Annotated in this window: 8 protein-coding genes; 3 read left to right on the forward strand and 5 right to left on the reverse strand. The window is 45.0% G+C overall.

The genetic code is table 11. The annotated features are described in order from the left end of the window. Positions 1-3: 3 nt before the first annotated feature. The 3 genes from ACILP5_RS06435 to ACILP5_RS06445 are packed head-to-tail and all read left to right on the forward strand — an operon-like array spanning position 4 to position 2,403. The gene (locus ACILP5_RS06435; RefSeq protein WP_395617832.1) at positions 4-1,383 is read left to right on the forward strand and encodes a hypothetical protein; all 1,380 of its coding nucleotides are present in this window, start codon (positions 4-6) and stop codon (positions 1,381-1,383) included. A 2-nt stretch (positions 1,384-1,385) separates the two neighbouring features. After that, positions 1,386-1,871, forward strand: a complete 486-nt coding sequence (locus ACILP5_RS06440; RefSeq protein WP_395617833.1) for an asparaginase domain-containing protein — start codon at positions 1,386-1,388, stop codon at positions 1,869-1,871. 31 nt (positions 1,872-1,902) lie between these two features. After that, positions 1,903-2,403, forward strand: coding sequence for a heme-binding domain-containing protein (locus ACILP5_RS06445; protein WP_395617834.1), 501 nt, complete (start codon positions 1,903-1,905; stop codon positions 2,401-2,403). Between the two features lie 292 nt (positions 2,404-2,695). Here the strand turns inward: ACILP5_RS06445 and ACILP5_RS06450 are convergent, their stop codons facing one another. From ACILP5_RS06450 to ACILP5_RS06470, 5 genes are all read right to left on the reverse strand, one after another. Continuing rightward, positions 2,696-3,745 carry an NAD(P)-dependent alcohol dehydrogenase gene (locus ACILP5_RS06450; RefSeq protein WP_395617835.1) on the reverse strand — a complete coding sequence of 350 codons (1,050 nt, stop codon included), beginning with the start codon at positions 3,743-3,745 and terminating at the stop codon, positions 2,696-2,698. 366 nt (positions 3,746-4,111) lie between these two features. Further along, positions 4,112-4,366, reverse strand: a complete 255-nt coding sequence (locus ACILP5_RS06455) for a hypothetical protein (RefSeq protein ID WP_395617836.1) — start codon at positions 4,364-4,366, stop codon at positions 4,112-4,114. Between the two features lie 89 nt (positions 4,367-4,455). Further along, entirely contained in the window at positions 4,456-5,748 is a 1,293-nt protein-coding gene (locus ACILP5_RS06460; RefSeq protein ID WP_395617837.1) for an OmpA family protein, read from the reverse strand. Continuing rightward, positions 5,748-6,641 carry a PorP/SprF family type IX secretion system membrane protein gene (locus ACILP5_RS06465; protein WP_395617838.1) on the reverse strand — a complete coding sequence of 298 codons (894 nt, stop codon included), beginning with the start codon at positions 6,639-6,641 and terminating at the stop codon, positions 5,748-5,750. The genes ACILP5_RS06460 and ACILP5_RS06465 overlap by 1 nt, the downstream gene beginning before the upstream one ends. Continuing rightward, on the reverse strand, positions 6,641-23,653 hold the full coding sequence (locus ACILP5_RS06470; RefSeq protein WP_395617839.1) for a tandem-95 repeat protein: 17,013 nt from the start codon (positions 23,651-23,653) through the stop codon (positions 6,641-6,643). The genes ACILP5_RS06465 and ACILP5_RS06470 overlap by 1 nt, the downstream gene beginning before the upstream one ends. Between the last annotated feature and the right edge of the window lie 73 nt (positions 23,654-23,726).

The raw sequence follows: 23,726 nt of genomic DNA on the forward strand, positions 1-23,726 counted from the left end.
TAAATGAAAAAGCTGTTCTATTTCTTACTTCTTTTTGCTTTTTTCCCAGCAAAATCTGAAGAACTAAGTCTTTCGTATACCGGCGAGGCATTAATTCATTATGCTAAACCTTATATCTATGTAGTGGAGAAGGATTATTACTACACGATCAAAATACCTGAAATGAAAAAATCAGGGCTTATTTATTTTGTTGAAAAAGATAGTACGATATTCAAGCTATACGCTCCTTCCACCTATACTTTATCGAAAATTAATACGACCGCCTACCTAAGTCAGGGCTTAGGGGGACTCGTGTATGAATTACGCGGGAATAAAATAGTCAGATTAGATAGATCGTTTATGCATAAAATGCAGATAAACGCGCAGAATTTTGAGTATGATAATCGGATTTTTAGATTTGGCGGATATGGATTTTGGTCCGTCAGAAATTTCTTCACTTATTTTGATTTAAATACCAAAGAATGGGAAGCTTATTCCCCCGTTCAAGGCGAATTGCCGCCAGGTTTATTTGATGTAAATCAATATAAAAATGGAGATGACATCACCTATTTTAATGGTATAAGTTTAAACCCATATGACCATTTAAAGCTTGAACAAAATTCAGGGATTTGGCATTTTAACTTAAGAACTAAAACCTGGGATTATAGGGGAAAAACGTTTCAGTTTTTTGGGAATAGTAATCATAATTTTCAGCACGAAAATTACTATTACGCATTCACCGATAACGGTAAAATTATCCGCATAAATTTTCAAGATGACACCTATGAAATGTTTATAAATGAAGCTCTTACTTCTAAAATGTCTTCTAATTTTAAGCCATTTATAGAAGGGAACAACATTTACTATTTTGTAGCTACTCACTCGACATTTTCCTTCGATTTAATGTCCCTTCCCATCACAAGTTTCCTGGGCCAGCCCCTACAAAAAGGAGACTTCATAGAGACTAATTATTGGTTGCAATATGGTCAAAAAGCAATTACCGCCATCGCGTTCATAGCTATTGCATTAATAGCTCTTTATTTCTTAAAAAATAGAAAGGTCAAAGCGAACCATATTACCGATAAAGACGGCCTATTTTATTTAGGGAAAGCGGCCATAAATTTTGATGAAGTTGAATTAAAAGTGCTGACTCATTTATTAAAAAATAACGACGTCCCTAACTCTGAATTATTGACATTAGTGGAACAAAAAGGGGTACATTTTTCTCATAACATTCGGATGAAAAATGATGTCTTAAATCAAATCAATTTGAAGCTTAAAGCGATCCTCCAGGTAGATACAAATTTCATTATTTTCAAAAAATCAGATACTGATTCTCGCCTGAAAGTTTATCGATTAAACAAGCAATATTTCAAGTTAAGTAAGGAATTTTTGAACGAATAAGTATGATCCAAATCTTTGTAACCGGGGGGACTTTTGACAAAGAATACAACGAACTAAATGGCGCGCTCTTTTTCAAAGACACGCACTTACCCGAGATGCTCGAAAAAGGCCGCAGTAGGCTCGCGGTTTCCATCGATACTTTGCTCATGAAAGACAGTTTGGAGTTTAATGACGTAGACCGTCAGCTGATTTCATTTGCTTGCGCATCTGCCTCTTCTGATCGCATTTTAATTACGCATGGGACAGATACGATGGTCCAAACAGCCCAGTATTTGGCCGCCCAAAATTTGCCTAAAACCATCGTCCTCACAGGTGCCATGATCCCCTATAAATTTGGTAGCTCGGATGGGATGTTTAATCTGGGAAGTGCTTTGGCATTCCTCCAAATTCTCGAGCCCGGAGTCTACATTTCGATGAATGGAAAGATTTTTGCGACGAATAACGTCCGCAAAAACCTAGAGAAGGGTGAATTCGAGACAATAAATTAATACCTTGCATTTACACTAATGTAGTTAACCCATGAAAAACAAAATCATCGTCGGATTAATCGTCGTATTAATCGCCATCCAATTCGTTCCTACAGAGAAGAATCTATCGAACGATAACACTTACGCCATCGAAACAAAATACGAGGTTCCAGGAGACGTAAAAGTGCTGTTAGAGAACGCGTGTAACGATTGCCACTCGAATAAATCCACCTACCCATGGTATAGTTCGGTACAGCCGGTAGGCTTTTGGCTAGATCACCACGTGGAAGACGGGAAAAAGCATTTGAATTTTGCCTCCTTTACGAAGCTGCCGATCGCGGTTCAGAACCACAAATTAGAAGAGGTGGTAGAACAGGTGGAGTCTGAGGAGATGCCGATGCCGTCTTATACCTATTTCGGCTTACATAGTAATGCCAAATTAACCGAGGCCGATCGCTCGAAAATCATCAACTGGGCAAAGTCATCGATGGCGATGTTGAAAGCCACTTATCCGGCAGATAGTTTGAAGATGAAGCCAAGGAAGCGCGGCTAGTCGCTAGTCGAGAATCTAAAGGGGCAAATATTCGTCTGAAGGCTCTATTGGCACTATTTAGTAAAATAAACCTCGAGGTACTCAGAGAGCTTTTCAGGTATTGACAAAATCTGTCAATACCTGAAATTCGACTTTTATACTTTGTCTTTTATTTCGCCCAATACTGCATTTAGAAACCGCAAGCGACTTTTTGACCAAGTCACGAAGTGACGACTAAATCGCGAAGCGATGACTAAGTCCGCAGGACGACTAAGCTGCGAAGCAGCGACTTCGGCGCAAAGCGCCGAGTCGACTAGTCGCGAAGCGTCTTCATATCAATCACAAAACGATACTTAACGTCCGACTTAATGACACGCTCATACGCTTCGTTCACATCTTTCATATCGATCATTTCGACGTCAGAAAGGATGTTGTGTTCTGCGCAGTAGTCTAGCATTTCTTGTGTTTCTTCGATGCCACCGATCATGGAGCCGATGATGGAACGTCTTTTGGAAATCAACGTAGCCGCATACACTTGAGCAGCTTCTGGAGGAATTCCGACTAAAAGCATCTTTCCTTCCACTTTTAATAATCCCAAAAACTTATTCAAATCATGTGACGCCGCTACTGTGTTCAGAATAAAGTCAAACGAACCCTTCAGTGATTCCATTGTGGCTGGATCAGTCGAAAGGGCGAAGTGATGTGCGCCTAAGGCTTTGGCATCCTGCTCCTTCGATGGCGAGGTGCTTAACATCGTCACTTCAGCGCCAAAAGAGGCCGCGAATTTCACCGCCATATGGCCTAAACCACCCAGACCTAAAACCGCCACTTTGTGCCCTTTGCCCACGCCTGCATAACGCAAAGGGGAATAAGTCGTGATTCCAGCACACAGAAGCGGAGCAACGCGCTCAAGCTCTTTTGTAAATGGAATGTGCAACGTATAGGCTTCGTCGATCACATAAGTCGAAGAATATCCGCCAAAAGTCTGCGTCACCCCATCCATGTAATACCCATTATACGTAGGCGTCATCTCCTCGTCGCAATACTGCTCCTGCCCTTTTTTACAAGATGGACACTCGCGGCAAGAATCGATGAAAACACCTACTCCTGCTAGATCGCCCACTTTGAATTTTGTCACTTCCGAACCCACTTCCGTGATGGTTCCCACGATTTCGTGGCCTGGAACAATCGGATAAACTGAAGGGCCCCACTCGGAGCGCACCATGTGTATATCTGAGTGGCAAACGCCACAATAAAGAATGTCGATTTTTACGTCTTTTGGCCCTACATCGCGTCTCTCAAAATCAATCGGCGCCACCGGCGCCTGCGGATTTACCGCCCCATATCCATGTACTTTTATCATAGTTGTGTTTTTATTAGAAGGTAAATTTACGCGTTTAATACTCAGGTTTGTATCATGATTTAACTTTAGAGTTACAAAATTGTTTTAAGCACATTTGATCAAAAACCTTCAAGGTACTCAGACCACTTTTCAGGTATTGACACTTTCTGTCAATACCTGAAAAGCCCTCTGGGTATCTCACGATTTATTTCACATAATAGTGCCCCTCGGCGCCCCATTCGACTCTTTGACTAAGCCGAAGGCGACTAAACGACAAAGTCGTGACTAAGGCGCAAAGCGCCGACTAAGCCACGAAGTGGCGCCGCCACTAAACAAAAAAACCCTTCAGCCATCAGCCAAAGGGTTTATGTTACTCCATGTTCTAAATTATTTTTTTACTTCGAATTCTGCCAGATCAAAAAAGATCTCATCAGAATCCTCAAAGCGCAACCACCGCTTATTTAATGAATCTATCGATTCTGCGTAACCCGAAAGTGCTATCTCCTCCCCCGTTTTCAAAAACAAATTCAAGGAAACTACTCCCTTATCCTCACGAAGACTTAGCTCTCGAACACTCGCACGACTCACAAACTTAAAAGTGCAACCGTTATCCGTACAGTACTTTAATCGTATCGATTTCATCGCAAAAGAGAAATAACAATTAAACTTACACAACCATAAAGTCAATCATTGTCAAAAATCTAGCTACAATCAGTTTTTGGACTAAATACTTATTTCCAAATCCGTACCTCTACCCGCCTGTTCAACTGCATTTTCTTATCCGTCGTATTAGGGGCAATAGGCTCAAATTCCGACTTCCACTCGCCCGGTTTCAATCGTTTAGGATCAATGCCGTTCTTAATTAAATAACGCTTCACATTTTCCACGCGACGTTTCGAAAGCGCTTCATTGTGTTCGATCGATGCACGAGCATCCGTGTGTCCTACCACTTTCAGACGGACCTCAGGATGTTTGATGAGTAATCGTATAATGCGATTTAATCTCCATCTTGAGCCATCTCCTACGTGCGCTTTGTCCGTAGCGAAATACACATTCAATTCGAATAAGCTATCCGCCGGCATAGGCTCGACTACACTTGCCATAGCCAACGTATCCGGAGCCGCAGCAGGAGCAACAGGAGCTGCCGGAGTAGCAACCGAAGCTGCCGGAGCAACAGGCTCTGCAACCGGAACCGCCGCCGGTTCTACCGGAACAACCGGAGCCGCAGCTACAACGACCACAGTATCGACCTTTGGCTCAACTATAGGACAGCCTTCATTCGAAGCCACCCCTTTCACAGTAGGGCACTTATCTTCTATATCCGCAATGCCATCCTCATCTGTATCCATAGGAGGAAGCGGAGTTTCTGGAACCACACGAAGAACCTTCTTCGGTTTTGCACCCCATTCATACACAAGCCCCAGTGTGGTACTGAAAAAAGTACCACGGCCATTTAAGGGATTAAACGTTCCTGAAACGATCATGGGAAAGCCCACGTTTACCATCCCGCGCAAGAACCATTGCTCTTTAATTTTATAATCTGTACCCAGACCAATGGCCCCAGCAAAATCCAAATCACTGTTCGTCTCATTAAAGGAATTATCGGCTTGCATTTCACCATGAAAACTCGCAAAAGGGCGGTAGTTATGAGACGCTCTATCCAATAAATAATAGCGCATCCCTAGACCTGCACTTCCAAAAGCCTTCCCATCTCCGTTGACTCCGAAAAGGACCGTTGTAAAAACGTCCGTATTATCTGCAGTTTCCCGCGCGTATTGAAAACCAAAATGCGTGTAATTCACTAAAAAATCGCGTCGCGTAGCCACATTTTGTAACCACATGTTAGATCCCCCCAGGAGGAAAGCAACATTTTGGCGGGGGGATTTTTCACTGTAGAAAAAGTCTTTCGTGGATTGGACTGCTTTTGAGGAATAGGTTTTGGTCTTCGTCCAATAGCCCTTCCAGTCCTGCGCATGGCCTGAAAAACTACAAAAAAACAAAAACAGATATAAATACTTTTTCATTATTTCACGCGATTTAAAATAGACAGGCGAATCGCAATTTCGTGTGTCTGGTTACTCACTTTACTCAAGCCAGAAATAGGCATCTCATAGATATAACCTAGGTAAATTTTAGGATTTGCTTGAACCCCAAAACGCATCCCAAAACTATCCTTATGGCGGTACGTTAATCCCCCATCAAACTTTCCATTCCAACTCACCATCCCATTCACGTCCCAGCTTAAAGGCACATCCTGCGCCATTCTAGCCATAAATGAAGGAATCAAAGTAAGCTGTTCATTTAAGCGAACGCGTGTTCCGGCATTCACATACAGGTAGGTTACATCTTTATAGGCCCCAGAAAATCCACCAAAATCATAGCTCAAAACACGTGGCTGCGATAGGCTGAAAAAGTGCCCTTCCTTATGCGCAAATCGCAGTCCCCAGCCTAAATTTGTTTTCAATCCAGACGATTTATTCGTGGCTAATATGGGATCATTGGGGTCCACCACTTGAATGCCTTCATAGTCTAAAAAAACAGATGAGAGGCCTAAACGAATACCCCCATTCATATTCCAAGAATCATTCAAGCGCACTTGGTAGGCTCCATCTGCTGCTACTGTAGAAACACGTAAGGGCCCAGCTTGATCCGCAAGTACTAAAAACCCTAACCCTATTCTCGGTTTATAAATCATGTTTGCCGTTAAAGCGAACGTACGAGGGGCACCTTGAATCCCAATCCATTGCTGGCGATCCATCACCACGATTTCGGCCTTATTACCTGTCTCCAAAGTCCCAGCAAAGGCCGGCGAGGAGATGATAGGATTAATGCGGTACATCGAATACATCGTTTCGATCTGCGCGAAAGAGCGCAAACCAACCAGCATAATTACAAGAAGTATATAACTCTTTTTCATTATTTCGTAGATCTATCTAAGTACACATAATTGCTTAAGCTCGGTCTCGAACCGAAGAAATCAAGGACGTAGTAATACGTTCCATCAGGCAACTGGCTATCTGAAGCTAGAGCGGAGAAAGCATTGTCTGTCTGGCCTGACCAGTTGTTTTGGTAATTGCCTGTCGAGTACACGATGTTACCCCAACGGTTGTAAATCGTCAAGCGGTTTTCAATGTTCAAGCCCACCAAACCGCGGAAAATCAAGGTATCATTTTTACCATCGCCATTCGGGGTAATCGCTTGTGGCGCGATCATCTCTGGCACTGGCAATACCGTGATATGTAGGGTTGCTTTCGCGCATAATCCATCTGCGCTGCAAACCGAGTAAATAATGTCAACCGGACCTACAAAGCCTGCCGCAGGCGTGAATGTATACTCACCTGAAGGACTAAGGGTGAAGGTGCCTTTAGAAGGATCCACGTTTGTAATCGCCGTTGCCGTTAACGCGCTACCTGTCGAGCTCTTGTCGTTTCCTAAGACGTTTCCGCCTACTTGCCCACCTTTTGAAATCACAAAATCATCGGAAGCTGATAGATTCTTGCCCGTCGCTAGACCCACGGTATAATATACTTTCGCCGTCTTGCAATAGGCCGGCTGGCTATTATCACAAATCGTGTAGGTTAATATATCCACCCCTACAAATCCTGGTTTAGGCGTATAGGTAATCGTTCCGTCTGCATTGACTTTCGCCGTACCATTAATTGGATCTTTTACGATTGCCAAAGTACTAATCACTAATACCTTCCCGTCATTCGTTGCCTGGTCATTGGCTAATACATTGGTCGTAACCGTCGCGCCTGCCGCAACAGATACAATGTCTGGATTAACCACCGGTGCATTTGTTTGAGCATATGGGTCTGATACAGAAATGACGAGGGTAACTGTAGGACAATTCGTTGTTTGGCCTTTGGCACAAACAGGAACCAGATATTCGTAAGTACCAGGAATGCTGGAATCAAACGAATACGTACCATTCGGGTTCATCACTAGATTCGCTCCTATAATCGGATCTGGTTGGCCATAAGTAGAGCCAGCTGCCACCACATCATTCGTAGCCACATTGCCTTCTACTATCAGCCCTACGAGCGTCGCATTAAAGTCAGGAATTAATGCCGGCGGCGGATTCACCACTAAGTGAAGCGTCGCTTTCGAGCACACATTAGAAGCAGAACATGCCGTATAAACTACATCCACCGGACCAGAGAAACCTGGCGCTGGAGTGAAGGTATACGATCCATCTGGATTAAATACGAGCGTTCCTTCAGTTGCTGTAGGTCCGCTTGTGAGCGTAGCCGTTAAGCTTTCGCCTGCCGTATTTCCGTCGTTTGCTAACACCGATCCCGTTACCGCAGATCCTGCTGGCGTGCTGTTATAATCATCCGTCGCGAAGGTCTTCGCTGGCTCCGTTGCTGGTTGAATCGTGTACACTACTTTCGCTGTCGAGCAAAGCGCCGGTGTCGAATTATCACATACTCTATACGTGATTTCATCTACGCCGGTGAAGCCTGCTTTAGGCGTGTAGGTAATCGTTCCATCCGCATTCACCACGGCTGTTCCATTCGCCCCGTTCGTTACAATCGTAAGACTCGCTGGATTCAGGCTCGTGCCCGCATTAGCTGCTTTATCATTCGCTAAGACTTTCGTCGTTACAGACGAGCCAGCGTTTACTGTAACCACATCTGTATTCGCTACCGGACTATTGCTAGCTTTTAGCGGATCAGATACCGTGATCACGAGAGGCACAGTAGGGCAGTTGCTGGTTACGCCAGTTGGACAAACCGGAACCAGATACGTGTAAACTCCCGGAATCGTTGCTGTAAAGCTGTAGCTTCCATTCGCATTCACGGTGATCGTCGCACCCGTTTGTTGCGCTGGCTGACCATAAGTCGCACCCGCAGCATCATTTGTCGACACATTGCCGCTCACCGGAACATTGATGTTCGTTGCATCGATGTCTGGGTTTGTGGTAGGTGCGGTATAAGGTACAGTCGGATCTGTTACAGTTATTGCCAAAGTTTGGGTTGGACAACTACTCGTCTGACCAGGTGCACATACTGCAATGGTGTACGTGTAAGTTCCCGCAGCTGTGGCCGTGAAGCTGTACGTTCCGTCTGGATTTACGGTGATCGTTGCGCCGGTTTGTTGCGCTGGTTGACCGTAAGTAGTTCCTGCTGGAATTACATCGTTCGTTGCTACATTTCCAGTTAACGGGGTGTTTTTAGTCGTTGAAGCGGTGTCGTCTGTCACTTGCGGTGCCGTTACCGTTATCACTAAAGTCTGCGTAGGACAGTTGCTCGTCTGACCAGGTGCACACGTTGGAATCGTGTACGTGTAAGTTCCTGCTTGTGTGGCCGTGAAGCTGTATGTTCCGTCTGGATTTACGGTGATCGTTGCGCCTGTTTGCTGCGCTGGTTGACCGAAGGTCGTGCCTGCTGGGTTGTTATCGTTCGTTGCGATGTTGCCGGTTTTAGCTACGTTCGCAAACGCGGTAGCCGTATCGTCTACTGGGCCTGGTGCCGTTACCGTTATCACCAACATCTGCGTAGGGCAGTTGCTCGTCTGACCCGGGGCACACGTTGGAATCGTGTAGGTATACGTTCCTGCTTGTGTCGCCGTGAAGCTATACGTTCCGTCTGGATTTACGGTGATCGTAGCACCTGTTATAGGAGCTGGTTGACCGAAGGTCGTGCCCGCTGGGTTGTTATCGTTCGTTGCGATGTTGCCGGTTTTAGCTACGTTCGCAAACGCGGTAGCCGTATCGTCTACTGGGCCTGGTGCCGTTACCGTTATCACCAAAGTCTGCGTAGGACAGTTGCTCGTCTGACCCGGGGCACACGTTGGAATCGTGTAGGTATACGTTCCTGCTTGTGTCGCCGTGAAGCTGTATGTTCCGTCTGGATTCACCGTGATTGTTCCGCCTGTTTGCTGCGCCGGTTGACCGTAAGTAGATCCCGCTGGGTTGTTATCGTTCGTTGCGATGTTGCCGGTTTTAGCTTCGTTCGCAAACGCCGTTGCCGTATCGTCTAGTGGGCCTGGTGCCGTTACCGTTATCACTAAAGTCTGCGTAGGACAGTTGCTCGTCTGACCAGGTGCACACGTTGGAATCGTGTACGTGTAAGTTCCTGCTTGTGTGGCCGTGAAGCTATACGTTCCATCTGGATTTACGGTGATCGTTGCGCCTGTTATAGGAGCTGGTTGACCGAAGGTCATGCCCGCTGGGTTCGTATCATTCGTTGCGATGTTTCCGGTTTTAACTACGTTCGCAAACGCCGTTGCCGTATCGTCTACTGGGCCTGGTGCCGTTACCGTTATCACTAACGTCTGCGTAGGACAGTTGCTTGTCTGACCTGGAGCGCACGTTGGAATTGTGTACGAATAAGTTCCCGCAGCAGTAGCCGTGAAGCTATACGTTCCGTCCGGATTTACTGTGATCGTTGCGCCGGTTTGTTGCGCTGGCTGACCGAATGTAGTACCCGCTGGGTTCGTGTCGTTCGTAGAAACATTTCCTGTTTTAGCCACATTCGCAAACGCCGTCGCCGTATCGTCTACTGGACCTGGAGCCGTCGCCGTAATCACTAAAGTCTGCGTAGGACAGTTGCTCGTCTGACCTGGGGCACACGTTGGAATCGTGTACGTGTAGGTTCCAGCTGCGGTAGCTGTGAAGCTATATGTTCCGTCTGGATTTACGGTGATCGTTGCGCCTGTTTGCTGCGCTGGTTGACCGAAGGTCGTGCCCGCTGGGTTGTTATCGTTCGTTGCGATGTTTCCGGTTTTAACTACGTTCGCAAACGCGGTAACCGTATCGTCTACTGGGCCTGGTGCCGTTACCGTAATCACTAACGTCTGCGTAGGACAGTTGCTCGTCTGACCTGGTGCACACGTTGGAATGGTGTACGTGTAAGTTCCCGCGGCAGTCGCCGTGAAGCTATACGTTCCGTCTGGATTTACGGTGATCGTTGCGCCCGTTAATGCCGCTGGTTGACCGTAGGTCGTACCCGCTGGTACCGTTTCATTTGTCGAAAGATTGCCCGTTTTAGGAACATTGGCAAAGGCGGTCGTCACATCATTTACGAGGGCAGGTACTGGGTCCACTAAAATGTGAAGTGTTGCTTTCGTACAAACCACCGGACTGCCTCCGCAGGCTTCATAAACGATGTCCACCGGACCACTAAATCCTGGCGCTACGGTAAAGGTATAGTTGCCTGAAGCGTTCATTGTAAAGGTACCTTGTTCACTGCTAGGTCCGCTAATGAGGTTTGCCGTTAACGAAGCTCCGGCACCGTTTAAGTCATTACTTAAGACGTTTCCTGTCACACTTGTTGATCCATCTGTGCTACCTCGCAGGATAGCAAAATCGTCTACCGCTCCCGTGCTCACTAACACACCAGCTGGTTCAATGGTGAAGTAGGCGGTGGCGCTTTGGCATTGTGATGGTACATTCGTATCGCAAACGCGGTACACTAAACTATCCACGCCCACGAAGAACGCAGATGGAGTATAGGTGATGGTTCCGTCGCTATTAACGACTGCCGTTCCGTGTCTCGGTGCTGTGGATATAACAAGCGAGGCTGCATCAATCGATTTGCCTAAATCGCCTGCTTTATCATTCACGAGTATGGCGACCGTAGCGGAACCGCCTTGCTCTAGGATGGCAAAGTCATTATTGGCTGCCGGTTTGTCTACCGCTAGTGGGTCTAGAACCGTAATTTCTAAAGGAGTTTGCGGACAATTCGACGTTTGCGTAGGACCACAAACAGGAATATAATACACGTATTTTCCTGGGGTGGTCGACGTAAAGGTATACGTTCCAGTGGCTGCATTCATCACGAGTGTAGCCCCGGCTAAAGCAGCTGGCTGACCGTAAGTGGTGCCCGTAGGAACGGTATCGTTTGTCTTCACGTTTCCTGAAACAGGTACATTTACATTTGTTACATTGAAGTCCGATTTACCATAATTATCTACATCGCGGTAATCTGGAATGCCATCGCGATCTGTGTCTAATAAAGTCGATCCAGTTCCTTTTTCAATCGCATCTGATTTACCATCGCCATCTGAATCTAGATCTAAATAATCCGGAGTGCCGTCGAGATCGGTGTCTACTGGAGTCGCCCCGTTTGGCCCTTTTTCAACGGCGTCAGAAATGCCGTCGCCGTCTGAATCTAGGTCACGGTAATTAGGGACGCCATCGCCATCTCTATCCAATGCGCCCTCAACGCTATCTGGAATGCCGTCGTTATCAGAATCTAGGTCGCGGTAATCTGGTACACCGTCACCATCGGTATCGATAGGACTATTTCCATTCAACCCTTTTTCAATTGCATCGCTGATGCCATCGCCGTCTGAGTCGGTGTCGCGGTAATTCGGGATGCCATCGCCATCCGTATCTGTCGTGCCTTCGATATTGTCCGGAATACCGTCGCCGTCTGAGTCTAGGTCGCGGTAATTCGGGATGCCATCGCCATCGGTATCTAGAGGAGTTGCACCGTTTGGTCCCTTTTCCACACTATCTGGAATACCATCACCATCCGAATCCAAGTCTTTGTAGTCTGGTGTTCCGTCTCCGTCTGTGTCTAAAATAGCCGCGCCCGTTCCTCTTTCAACGCTGTCTGGAATACCATCGCCATCCGAGTCTAGGTCGCGGTAATTCGGGATGCCATCGCCATCCGTATCTACTGTTCCTTCTAGGCTATCTGGGATGCCATCGCCATCACTATCGAGATCATATGGATCTGGTAGAGTGGTGCCGTCGGTGTTTGGCGGAGTTAATCCCCCATTTGTAGAACTAGGAACTCCATTCGCATCTACTGTTCCATCAACCTTGCCATCTCCATCCACATCGGTTCCATTGGATTCTCTTACATCACTGATTCCGTCGTTGTCGGAGTCTGGGTCCAAACGATTTGGAATACCATCTCCATCCGTATCGCAATCAGGTGCAGTAGGAGAGCAAACGCCTGCCTCCACCGTGTCTAATAGGCCATCGTTATCGTCATCTGCGTCATCAATATCGTATACGCCATCGCTGTCTGTATCTACTGGACAACCATTTAAATTTACCAAACCTACTAATAGCGGACATTGATCTGCTATGTCTAGGACGCCATCACCATCAGAATCCAGGTCTAAATAGTTAGGTGTCCCATCTCCGTCAAAATCCGTCTCTCCTTCCGAGCGATCTGACTTGTTATCGCCATCCGAATCTAAATCTTTGTAATTAGGGATACCATCATTATCCGTATCAGTAGGCGTACATGGTGCCGTTCCGGTACATCCTGCATCTTCAGTAGCATCTAAAATACCATCATTATCCGAATCTGTATCACGGTAATCTGGGGTGCCATCTCCATCTGTATCTACTGTACCTTCGACTGCATCTGGGATGCCATCGTTATCACTGTCTACTTCTTTGTAATCTGGGATTCCGTCGCTATCTGTATCGAGTGGATTATTACCATCAATTCCGCGCTCTACCGCATCTAAGATTCCATCATTATCACTATCTGTATCTAGGTAATTAGGTAAGGTCGTCCCATCCGTATCATCCGGTGTTGCACCACTTGCTCCTTTCTCTACGCTGTCTGGAATACCGTCGCCATCACTATCTAAATCTTTGTGATTCGGAATACCATCTCCATCTGTATCTGTAGGAGTACACGTCGTTCCTGAGCACGCAGCATCTTCCACACTATCCGGAATACCGTCGCCGTCCGTGTCTGTATCTAGGTAATCAGGGGTTCCGTCGCCATCCGTATCTACAGGTAAAGTCGCTGTACCTTTTTCGATACTATCCGGGATGCCGTCGCCGTCTGAATCTAGATCGCGGTAATTAGGAGTGCCATCACCGTCTGTATCTACGTTACCTTCGATTAAGTCGCTGATTCCATCACCATCTGAATCTGTATCTAAATAGTTCGGTATTGAATCGCCATCCGTATCCGTCGTTCCTTCAATTACATCTGTTATTCCATCTCCATCACTGTCTAAATCTCTAAAGTTTGGAACCCCATCCCCGTCCGTATCGGTAGGTGTACAAGGTGCAGTACCTGTACAACCCGAATCTTCTACGCTGTCTAAAATACCATCACCATCTGAATCCGTATCTAAGTAATCCGGCGTGCCATCTAAATCTGTATCTACGGTTCCTTCGATCGCATCTGGAATGCCATCGTTATCGCTATCCTGATCTAGATAATCTGGAATGTTATCGTTATCTGAATTTGTAGGCGTACATGGTGTGATTCCGGTGCAGCCTGCATCTTCAATGCTATCTAAAATACCGTCCCCATCACTGTCTACATCTCTGTAGTTAGGCGTGCCATCGTTATCAGAATCTGTCGTTCCTTCCGTAGCATCTGGTATACCATCGCCATCCGAATCTAGATCCCTAAAGTCTGGAGTTCCGTCATTGTCTGTATCCGCCACCGCAGTTCCCGTTCCTTTTTCAATCGCATCATTAATGCCATCGCCGTCAGAATCTAAGTCTAAATAATCTGGGATATTGTCGTTATCTGTGTCTGCCAAAGTCGCTCCGGTTCCCTTCTCAATCGCATCCAAAATACCATCGCCATCACTATCCGTGTCGTAAGGATTCGAATTACCTGTTCCATCCGTATTAGGAGGAGTCAATCCGCCTGAAGCAGACGCTGGAACACCATTGCTATCTACGGCTCCATCGGCCTTGCCATCCTTATCAGCATCGGTTCCACCAGCTTCAATGACATCTGAGATGCCGTCGCCATCGCTATCTGTATCGAGGCGATTTGGAATACCATCTCCATCCGTATCACAATCCACAGCGGAAGGCGAGCAAGCTGCTGCCTCCACCGTGTCTAGAATTCCGTCATTATCATCATCTGAATCATCCACATCTGCGAGTCCATCCCCATCACTATCAGGCGGACAACCATTCGCACTTCCTAATCCAGAAATTAATGGACAAACGTCCACGGCATCTACCACGCCATCGCCATCTGAATCTAGGTCTCTAAAGTTAGGTGTGCCGTCACCGTCCGTATCTACATTGCCTTCCGATTGATCCGATTTACCATCGCCATCTGAATCTAAATCTCGGTAATCTGGTGTGCCATCATTGTCCGTATCTACAGGAGTCGCAGTCGGTCCTTTTTCAATGGCGTCACTTATGCCATCATTATCCGAATCCGTATCGCGGAAATCTGGAATGCCGTCGCCGTCCGTATCTATTGGTGTCGCGTTAGGCCCTTTCTCTATCGCATCGGAAATGCCGTCGCCGTCAGAATCTACATCTAAGTAATCAGGTGAGCCATCGCTGTCTGTATCCACTGGAGTCGCCCCATTGGGTCCTTTTTCGATCGCATCTGAAATACCATCACCGTCAGAATCTAGGTCTCTAAAATTCGGAATGCCATCGCCATCGGTGTCTGTAGGAGTACAAGGAGCAGTGCCCGTGCAACCTGCATCTTCTACCGCATCCGGAATGCCATCGCCATCTGTATCTAGGTCTTTGTAATCCGGAGTTCCGTCGCCATCGGTGTCTACCGGAACGGAGCCTGGTCCTTTTTCTATGCTGTCTGGAATACCGTCGCCGTCTGAATCAACATCTAAATAATTAGGTGTTCCATCGCCATCCGTATCAGTGATTCCTTCTATAACATCTAAAATACCATCGCCGTCACTGTCTAAATCACGGAAATTAGGTACGCCATCGCCATCTGTATCGGTCGCCGTTTCCGCGCTGTCTAGGATGCCATCATTGTCAGAATCCAAATCTTTGTAGTCTGGTGTACCATCGCCATCTGTGTCTACCGGCGTCGCGGTAGGTCCTTTTTCAATCGCATCTGAAATACCATCTCCGTCAGAATCCGTATCGATGTAATTAGGCGTTCCGTCTCCGTCTGTGTCAGTCGTGCCTTCAATCGCATCACTGATACCATCACCATCAGAATCTAAGTCTTTGTAATTAGGTGTGCCATCGCCATCTGTGTCCGTCGTGCCCTCCGTTGCATCTGGAATGCCATCGCCGTCTGAATCTAGGTCTTTGTAGTTTGGAATACCGTCACTATCTGTATCCGTTGTACCTTCTACCGAATCCAAAATACCATCGCCATCAGAATCTGTATCACGGTAATTTGGAACACCATCACCATCTGTATCTGTCGTACCTTCGATCGCATCCGAAATGCCATCACCATCAGAATCTAGATCACGGTAATCTGGGGTGCCATCGCCGTCCGTATCCGTAGGTGTACATGGCATAAATCCGATACAAACAGCGTCTTCCGCATTATCTAAAATACCATCGCCATCACTGTCTGTATCTAAATAATCTGGCGTTCCATCATTATCTGTATCGCGCGGAGTAGATCCGGGGCCTTTTTCTACTTCATCCGGAATACCATCCCCGTCAGCATCGATCGGAGTAATCGTTAAACTTAAGGTTCCTGTACTCGTCGCCGTTCCATCAGAAACGGTATAAGTAACTAAAGGTGCAGAACCTATATAATTAGTCGCAGGAGTGAAGGTAAACGTTCCATCCGCATTCATTATAATCGTACCCACGCCCGTAATAGTCGCAGTCGCCCCCGGTAGGTAATCGATGCCAGCAATCGTATATTTAGTAAGGCTTAAAGCACTCGCTTCTACGTCTCGGTCATTCGTTAATACATTATCAACAATAGGCGTATTCACCGGTGCAGATTTCGTATCATTTGCCACTATAGGCGCATCGTTTACTGCTGCCACCACGATAGTTAAATTACCCGTAGAGTTTCCGCCTAAACCATCGCTAACCGTATATTCGATCACAGGAACAATCCCGTTGTAATTTGCCGTAGGTGTAAATGTATAGGTTCCGTTTGCGTTAATCGTAATCGTTCCTACACCCGGAATTGAAGCCGTCGAAGTGAAGGTGCCAGATATTCCGGCAATCGTAAACTGGGTAATCGTTAGCGGATTATTTTCTGGGTCCGTATCATTTGTTAAGACGTTACCCGTTGCGACCACATCTTCTTGGATTTGAACGGATTCATTTACCACTACTGGTGGGTCATTTACAGGAGTGACGGTGATGGCCAAAGTCCCGTTAGTCACTCCCCCGTTTCCATCAGAAACCGCATACGTGATCACTGGAAGTGTTCCAAAATACCCGCGCACCGGCGTAAACGTAAACGTTCCATCCGCATTCACAATCACGGTTCCTACATTTGGAATATCAACAATACTTCCAGCAGGATATGTTGACGCGGTAGCCGTGCCTACACCTGCGATCGTAAATTGTGTTATGGTTAAAGAAGCTGTTGCAGATTCTACGTCCGTATCATTCGATAATAAGTTGCCTGCAAGAGGCGTATTTTCCAGAGTGGTTAGCGTTTCACTAACCACTACTGGCGCGTCATTTACAGGCGTAACCGTTAATTTAAAGTTCGCCGTGTTAGTCGCCGTTCCATCAGAAACGGTATAGGTTATCGTAGGAACAACGCCATTAAAATTCAAGAATGGCGTAAAGGTAAATTCGCCCGTGCTTAATGCCGTGATCGTTCCTTTGCCAGGGATTATTGCTGTAGAAGTGAACGTGCCAGAAATACCCTCAATGGTAAATTGCGTCATTGATAAGGTCGTTCCGCCGTCCGGATCAGAGTCATTTAATAACACATTCACCGTGACAGGCGTATCTTCTGGAGTCGTTTTATTGTCATCGTTAACGGCGATTGGATTATCGTTAACAGCGGTAACTGTGATTACTAAATCACCACTATCTGTGCCTCCATTACCATCACTCACCGTATAAGAAACCGCAGGTACCGTTCCATTGAAATTCGTAAATGGAGTGAACGTATAAGACCCGTTTGTGTTTATTACGATGGTACCTACTCCAGCGATGATAGCTGTCGATCCTGCTGGATATGTTTGGCCACCTACCGTAAATCCTACTACCGTTTTCGGATCTCCACTATTCGCATCCGTGTCATTGCTTACTACATTTCCACTGACTGGAGTATCTTCAGGAGTTGTATTCACATCATCCACTGCCACTGGCACGGCATTCACCGGAGCTACGAAAATATCTAGTATCGCTGTGTCCGTAGAAGTACCATCGCTTACCGTGTAAGTAATGTGAGGGACCGTTCCCGTAAACGTGCCAGACGGAGTAAACGTATAAGTTCCATTCGTATTGATTACGATAGTTCCTATTCCGGTCAAAGTGACCACACCTGGTCCTGCCGTTTGAGTATACGTAGTTCCGTTAATAGCATAACTAAATTGAGTCACACTTAACGTCGTACCCGCATCCACATCGGTGTCATTCGTTAAGACTGAGCCCGTCGCAACGCCTCCTTGTAACATCGACACAATATCATCCGTAGCTAAAGGCGCATCATTCACATTATTCACTGTGATACTTAACGTGCCCGTATCAGAACCGCCGTTTCCATCACTGATTTTGTAATCAATCCCTGGAACAGATCCCGTATATCCGGCCGTAGGAGTGAATGTATAACTACCACTAGAAGTTACTAAAATGGTTCCCACGCCTGGAATAGAAATTGGACTTCCTGGGTTATAACTAACCGCCCCTATTTTAAATTCGGTGATCGTTAAGGTATTTCCATCTACATCCGAATCATCTGTTCCGTCCGTTAATACGTTACCAGAAACAGCTGTATTTTCGTTCGTACTTATGATATCATCTACAGCCACCGGTGCATCATTTACCGGAGTTACGGTAATGTTTAATGCGCCTACATCTGATCCGCCGTTTGCGTCTGTTGCCGTATATTCAATTAGTGGAACCGTACCATTGTAATTAGCTGTAGGGGTAAAGGTATATGTTCCATTAGTATTTATAGTAATCGAACCTACTCCTGAAATCGAGGCTGTTTGGCCAGCTGTAAACGTGGTACCATTTATGATAAAATTAGTTACCGTTAAAGTCGCTTCCGGAGTTCCCGATCCTTTATCATTGCTTAGCACGTTACCAGACAATGGCGTGTCTTCTGCAACAGTTGCGCTTTCATCCACCACGATAGGCGTATTGTCCATCAGCAATCTAACTTCGGAACTTGTTACATTTCCACAGACATAATTCGACTGCGCTACATTCAATCGGTAACGGAATCCTTTCATCGATAAAGGAACATTCGAAACCGTAAGTGTCGTAGTTCCAGCACCTGCATAAGTCGAAGAATTCGTCACATTCGTCCAAGTAGATCCGCCATTTGAGCTCACCTGCCATTGGTAGGTTGTCGTTCCAGATCCTGCCGTTAATCTAGCTGCAAAAACAGCCGCTCCACCCACGTTGATCGATTGGTCTGTCGGTTGCGCAGTAATCGTACTGGCAGATCCTACTGTAATCACATTTGTACTTGTAGCAGCGTATGTTGCTCCAGAAACCCTGCCTGTCGCGTCTACAGCCGGAGGATTTCCTGTTCCAAAATACTGGTTACCATCTGTCCCCTGCGCCGTTGTTAATCCATAGGCTTCATTCGCATCCGAACAACCATCACCATCGGAGTCAAGGTCTAGACCATTCGGAATACCATCGCCATCCGTATCACATACCAAATTAGAAGCATCTAAGGTATTGCTAAATTCAGTTGCGGCAAATTGGAATCCGTTTGCAACATCCACGGGTAGCCAAGTGGTGGACGATCCCAAGGTATATTGAACCGTTGATTGTTCATTATTTATTCCATCGTGCATGGCAATACCTATGCGAACCCATTTGCCAGCATTGGCTGCGCTCACTACAAAGGATCCCCCTTGGTAAGCTTGTACAGAGCCGGATTTAGCTTGTGAAACAAGTTTCATGTCTGTACTATTAGTAGATAATAACAGACTATTGCTTCCGCCTCCTCCTTGAATTGGCGTTGTAATTACGGCCCCTGAATGAGCCATATACAGCATTCCTGTGTTCCAAATAGCTGAATTTACAATTCTAAAATTGATCTGACTAGCGCTACTAAATGCTGTCGTCGCAGGTATTTTAACATAAACCTCTCGATACACAACTGTCCCTAAATTGAGAGACGGTATATCCAATGAGGTTATCGGCTCATTAATCGTGGTCGCTGTAGTCGGAGGAAGTTTAATTGCGCCATAAAGTGTTTGAGTGGCTTCCGCTCGTACATTACCAAAAGACGTTCCTGCATATGCATTATTAGCAGCCTCATCATAACCGGTCAATGTCCAACTCTTTCTAGAAACCTGACCAAGATTTGCTGGATTATTTTCAATCATTAATGCGACATTACACTCATTCGAATCCAATATCCCATCATTATCATCATCCAAATCATCTACATCTGCTACTCCATCATAATCAGAATCTAAACATGCTTTAATCGTTGGATCTGTTGCGCGTGAGTATAAATACGTACCACTATACAATCCACTTTCTGTCGCTGTTTCTATAGAATTTGCAAAACCATTATTTCCATAAGCACCTGTAACGGTAGTAGCCGTTAATGAATTAACTGTTTTAGATTCTGATGCATCAGAACAACCATCACCATCAGAATCTAAATCCAATCGGTTTGGAATACCGTCTCCATCGGTATCCAAAGACTCATTTGAAGAAGCGGGCTTACTCGTACATAAGTATCCAGAACCTGCCTCAATAACCATTAAGGATAAATCCGACGCTCTATCAGCGGTATGCGCGAGCGCAATTGTATGGGTTGTTGCAGTCGCGACAAATGATAAAGTAACCATTTGTTGTGTTGCTTCTAACAACTGATCCGGCGCTTGTGAAACCTGCGTTCCATCTCTTAATAAGACAAACCTTGCAGCTGTTGGTGTTGTTTCATAAGATACTAACCCATTCACACCAGGACTATTAGTAAATGCTCCTCTAAATGATAGATAATACGTTTGCCCTATTGTCAAGCAATTTAATGTTTGTTGGAAAGCTTCACCATAAGGTCCCCAGCTTCCTAAACTTCCACCACCACCTTTACTCATTCCATAGATAAAGAATGTATTAGCATTTGAGGATGGAAATAAAATACTTGATGAGGTAGCTTGATTGTTGACTTGCCAATTTCCACGATTAATATCTACAGAGCCTCCATTTGCAAAACTTGTCCATCCTGTAGGTGGTGTACCTGTTGCTGAAGTTGAAGCAGTTAAGGAAGCGTTGTTTACACAAGCCGGAGAAACAGCACAACCAAATGGTCCGTTTTCAATACTATCTAACACGCCATCGTTGTCATCGTCTAAGTCATATACATCCGCAACACCATCTGCATCTGAATCTAAACATGCTTTAATGGTTGCATTGATAGCATAATCATAACTATAAGTTCCTTTGTATTTACCTGAACCAGTAGCTGTTTCTACACCATTGGCAAAACCATTTGCATCATAAGGGGCAGGAATCACACTTGTTGATAATCTAGCCAAGCCCGAAATTCCAGACGATGAAATATACGTCGCTCCCGCCTCCACTGCATCAAAACATCCATCACCGTCTGAGTCTAAATCCAAGCGATTAGGTGTCCCATCATTATCCGTATCTAAATCTGAACATGAAAAAATGGCTGGACGCGTGGCATCTGATAAAATAATGTCGGCAAGTGAGGTGACTGCTAGTGTACTTAAGGAAAGTTTATAATCCGAAACGATACCTTGATATGCTTTTTGAGTGACTCCATTAATTGCTGCAGTTACATAACCTGTTGCAGAAATATCAATACTTAATACATCACTAGTAGTGATAGGAATTGGGCCAAAATCCCATGCCCCTGTGAAATAACCATAGGTTTGCGACAACTGTGGATAAAACTTATATGCCCCATCTGCCCAGGTTGAAGGCGCTTGTGCTATAGTTATAGGGAGTAATCCAAACATTTCATACCCAGTGGTAGAATTATGTTTGAACTTTAATGAAATAGGTAATTTTAAATTTTGATCAGAGTAAGAAGTTGTCCAACCACCTGGTGCTGTTGTTATTGAGTTACTTGTTTTTGATGCGACAGCACTTCCATTAAATGAAATTGTATTTAAATCGATTCCGCTTGTAATACAATTTGTTTGTTCAATGGTATCCAAGACCCCATCGTTATCATCATCTAAGTCATAAACATCCGCTACGCCATCCGTATCTGAATCTATACATGCTTTAATAGAAGTATTGATGGCAAAATTATAACTGTAGGTACCCGTATAAATACCAGATTGTAAGGTAGTTTCTAAACCGTCTGCAAAACCATTATCACCATAAGGCGCTGGTATTACACTCGCTGTTAATTTAGCCGCGCTTGTGATACCAGAAGTAGAAATAAATGTGGTACCAGCTTCCACCGCATCAGGACAACCATCTCCGTCACTGTCTAATTCTAAACTGTTAGGTATACCATCGTTATCAAAATCAGCTGATGCACAAACAAATTCTTTAAAATGAATTTCGGTTGCCCATCCACCACCAGAGGCTGCATTTATTCCCAAAACTCGATAAAATTTATACGCTTTTGTATTGGTAGGGAAATTAGCAATATTGGAGTTGAAGTTTGATAACCCTCCACTAGTTGAAGTGGATACATCATTATAGGTTAAAGTACCAGTTACATCTAACCAATTGGTATTATCCGTGCTTCCTTGAATTTTATAAGTGGACGTTGTGGAAAAAAGACGTTGACTTACATAATGACCAATTTCTAAATATGTTAACACTTTAGGACTAGGAAATTCAAAATTAAACCAAGGGCCATTTAAAGTGCCTGATGGACCACTAACAACATAGGCGTTATTATCTACTCCATCGATTAAATTAGCAATGGTATTTCCATTAAAACTATAAGTGATAGTTGATGGTTTCGTAATAATAACTCCTGTTTTGTTTACAACAGCGATTAAACAATTATTCTCTACGTTATCTAAGACACCATCATTATCATCATCTAAATCTAGCACATCCGACACGCCATCAGCATCTGTATCCGTACAAGCATTAATGGATGCATTGAGTGCATTATCATACGTATAAGTCCCCTTATAAAGACCTGATCCAGCAGCGGTTTCTAAGCCATTCGCAAACCCATTGTAATCATAAGGTGCAGGAATTAAACTTGTTGATAATCTAGCTAAGCCTGAAATACCAGACGTTGAAATATAGGTAGTCCCTGCTTCCACAGCATCTGGACAACCATCACCATCGGAGTCTAAATCTTTACTGTTGATAATCCCATCTCCATCTTTATCACAAGCATCTACCTGTGCTCCAATAAATACATTGTCAATTCCAAAATCATCACTAGTAGCCGTGAAACCAAAACTTAATGTATTAGAAGTAGCAAGAGCTGTTTTAGGTATTTTAACAATAATTTTTGTTGTAGGAACCATATTGGCTACAATATCAATACTTGAAACATTGACTGTTGCAGCATTTTTAGCCACTACGCTTGCCGTAGTTCCTCCATTAGGATTGCTTATAGTAGCATATATTTTGTTATTTAAAATAACATCTAATGATGCGGTGCTCGCACTTGATATATCCCATCCATACCCATTTGTATTAACATCAAAAACAACATCTACGGTAGTTTGTGAGGCGGGTATAATAGGCCTAGCAAAAGTTTGGGAAATTAAATTATTCGTTACATTTTCTGCAGAGTTCCAAAGAAAACCTGGTGCATAATAAGCCCAATTAGCACTACCTGTCCAACCCGTTGTATTGGAATCAAATGTACCATTTACTAATATGTTAGGAGAAACACTTGGACATTCCACGGTGTCCAATACCCCATCGTTATCATCATCTAAATCTAGCACATCGGTCACACCATCGCCATCCGTATCAGCACAAGCACTTAGGGTGGCATCAGTAGCATACACATAAGTATAGGTTCCGGTATAAGCACCTGATTCGGTTGATGTTTCTAAGCCATTCGCAAATCCGTTAGCTCCGTAATTGGGTGTACTCGGAATTAGGCTCGTGGTTATTCTAGCAGCACCCGAAATGCCTGAGGTTGAAATATACGTAGTACCTGCTTCCACTGCATCAGGGCAAGCATCCCCATCCGAATCTAAGTCTAATCTATTTGGAGTAGCATCACCATCTGTATTAATA

This window comes from Aquirufa sp. (genome assembly GCF_044239315.1).
GTDB lineage: Bacteria > Bacteroidota > Bacteroidia > Cytophagales > Spirosomataceae > Aquirufa.

What these genes read in the sequence shown, in the direction of transcription:
- ACILP5_RS06445 (WP_395617834.1), top strand. Translation starts at nt 1,903, where the DNA reads ATGAAAAACAAAATCATCGTCGGATTAATCGTCGTATTAATCGCCATC.
- ACILP5_RS06440 (WP_395617833.1), top strand. Translation starts at nt 1,386, where the DNA reads ATGATCCAAATCTTTGTAACCGGGGGGACTTTTGACAAAGAATACAAC.
- ACILP5_RS06435 (WP_395617832.1), top strand. Translation starts at nt 4, where the DNA reads ATGAAAAAGCTGTTCTATTTCTTACTTCTTTTTGCTTTTTTCCCAGCA.
- ACILP5_RS06455 (WP_395617836.1), bottom strand. Translation starts at nt 4,366, where the DNA reads ATGAAATCGATACGATTAAAGTACTGTACGGATAACGGTTGCACTTTT.
- ACILP5_RS06460 (WP_395617837.1), bottom strand. Translation starts at nt 5,748, where the DNA reads ATGAAAAAGTATTTATATCTGTTTTTGTTTTTTTGTAGTTTTTCAGGC.
- ACILP5_RS06450 (WP_395617835.1), bottom strand. Translation starts at nt 3,745, where the DNA reads ATGATAAAAGTACATGGATATGGGGCGGTAAATCCGCAGGCGCCGGTG.
- ACILP5_RS06465 (WP_395617838.1), bottom strand. Translation starts at nt 6,641, where the DNA reads ATGAAAAAGAGTTATATACTTCTTGTAATTATGCTGGTTGGTTTGCGC.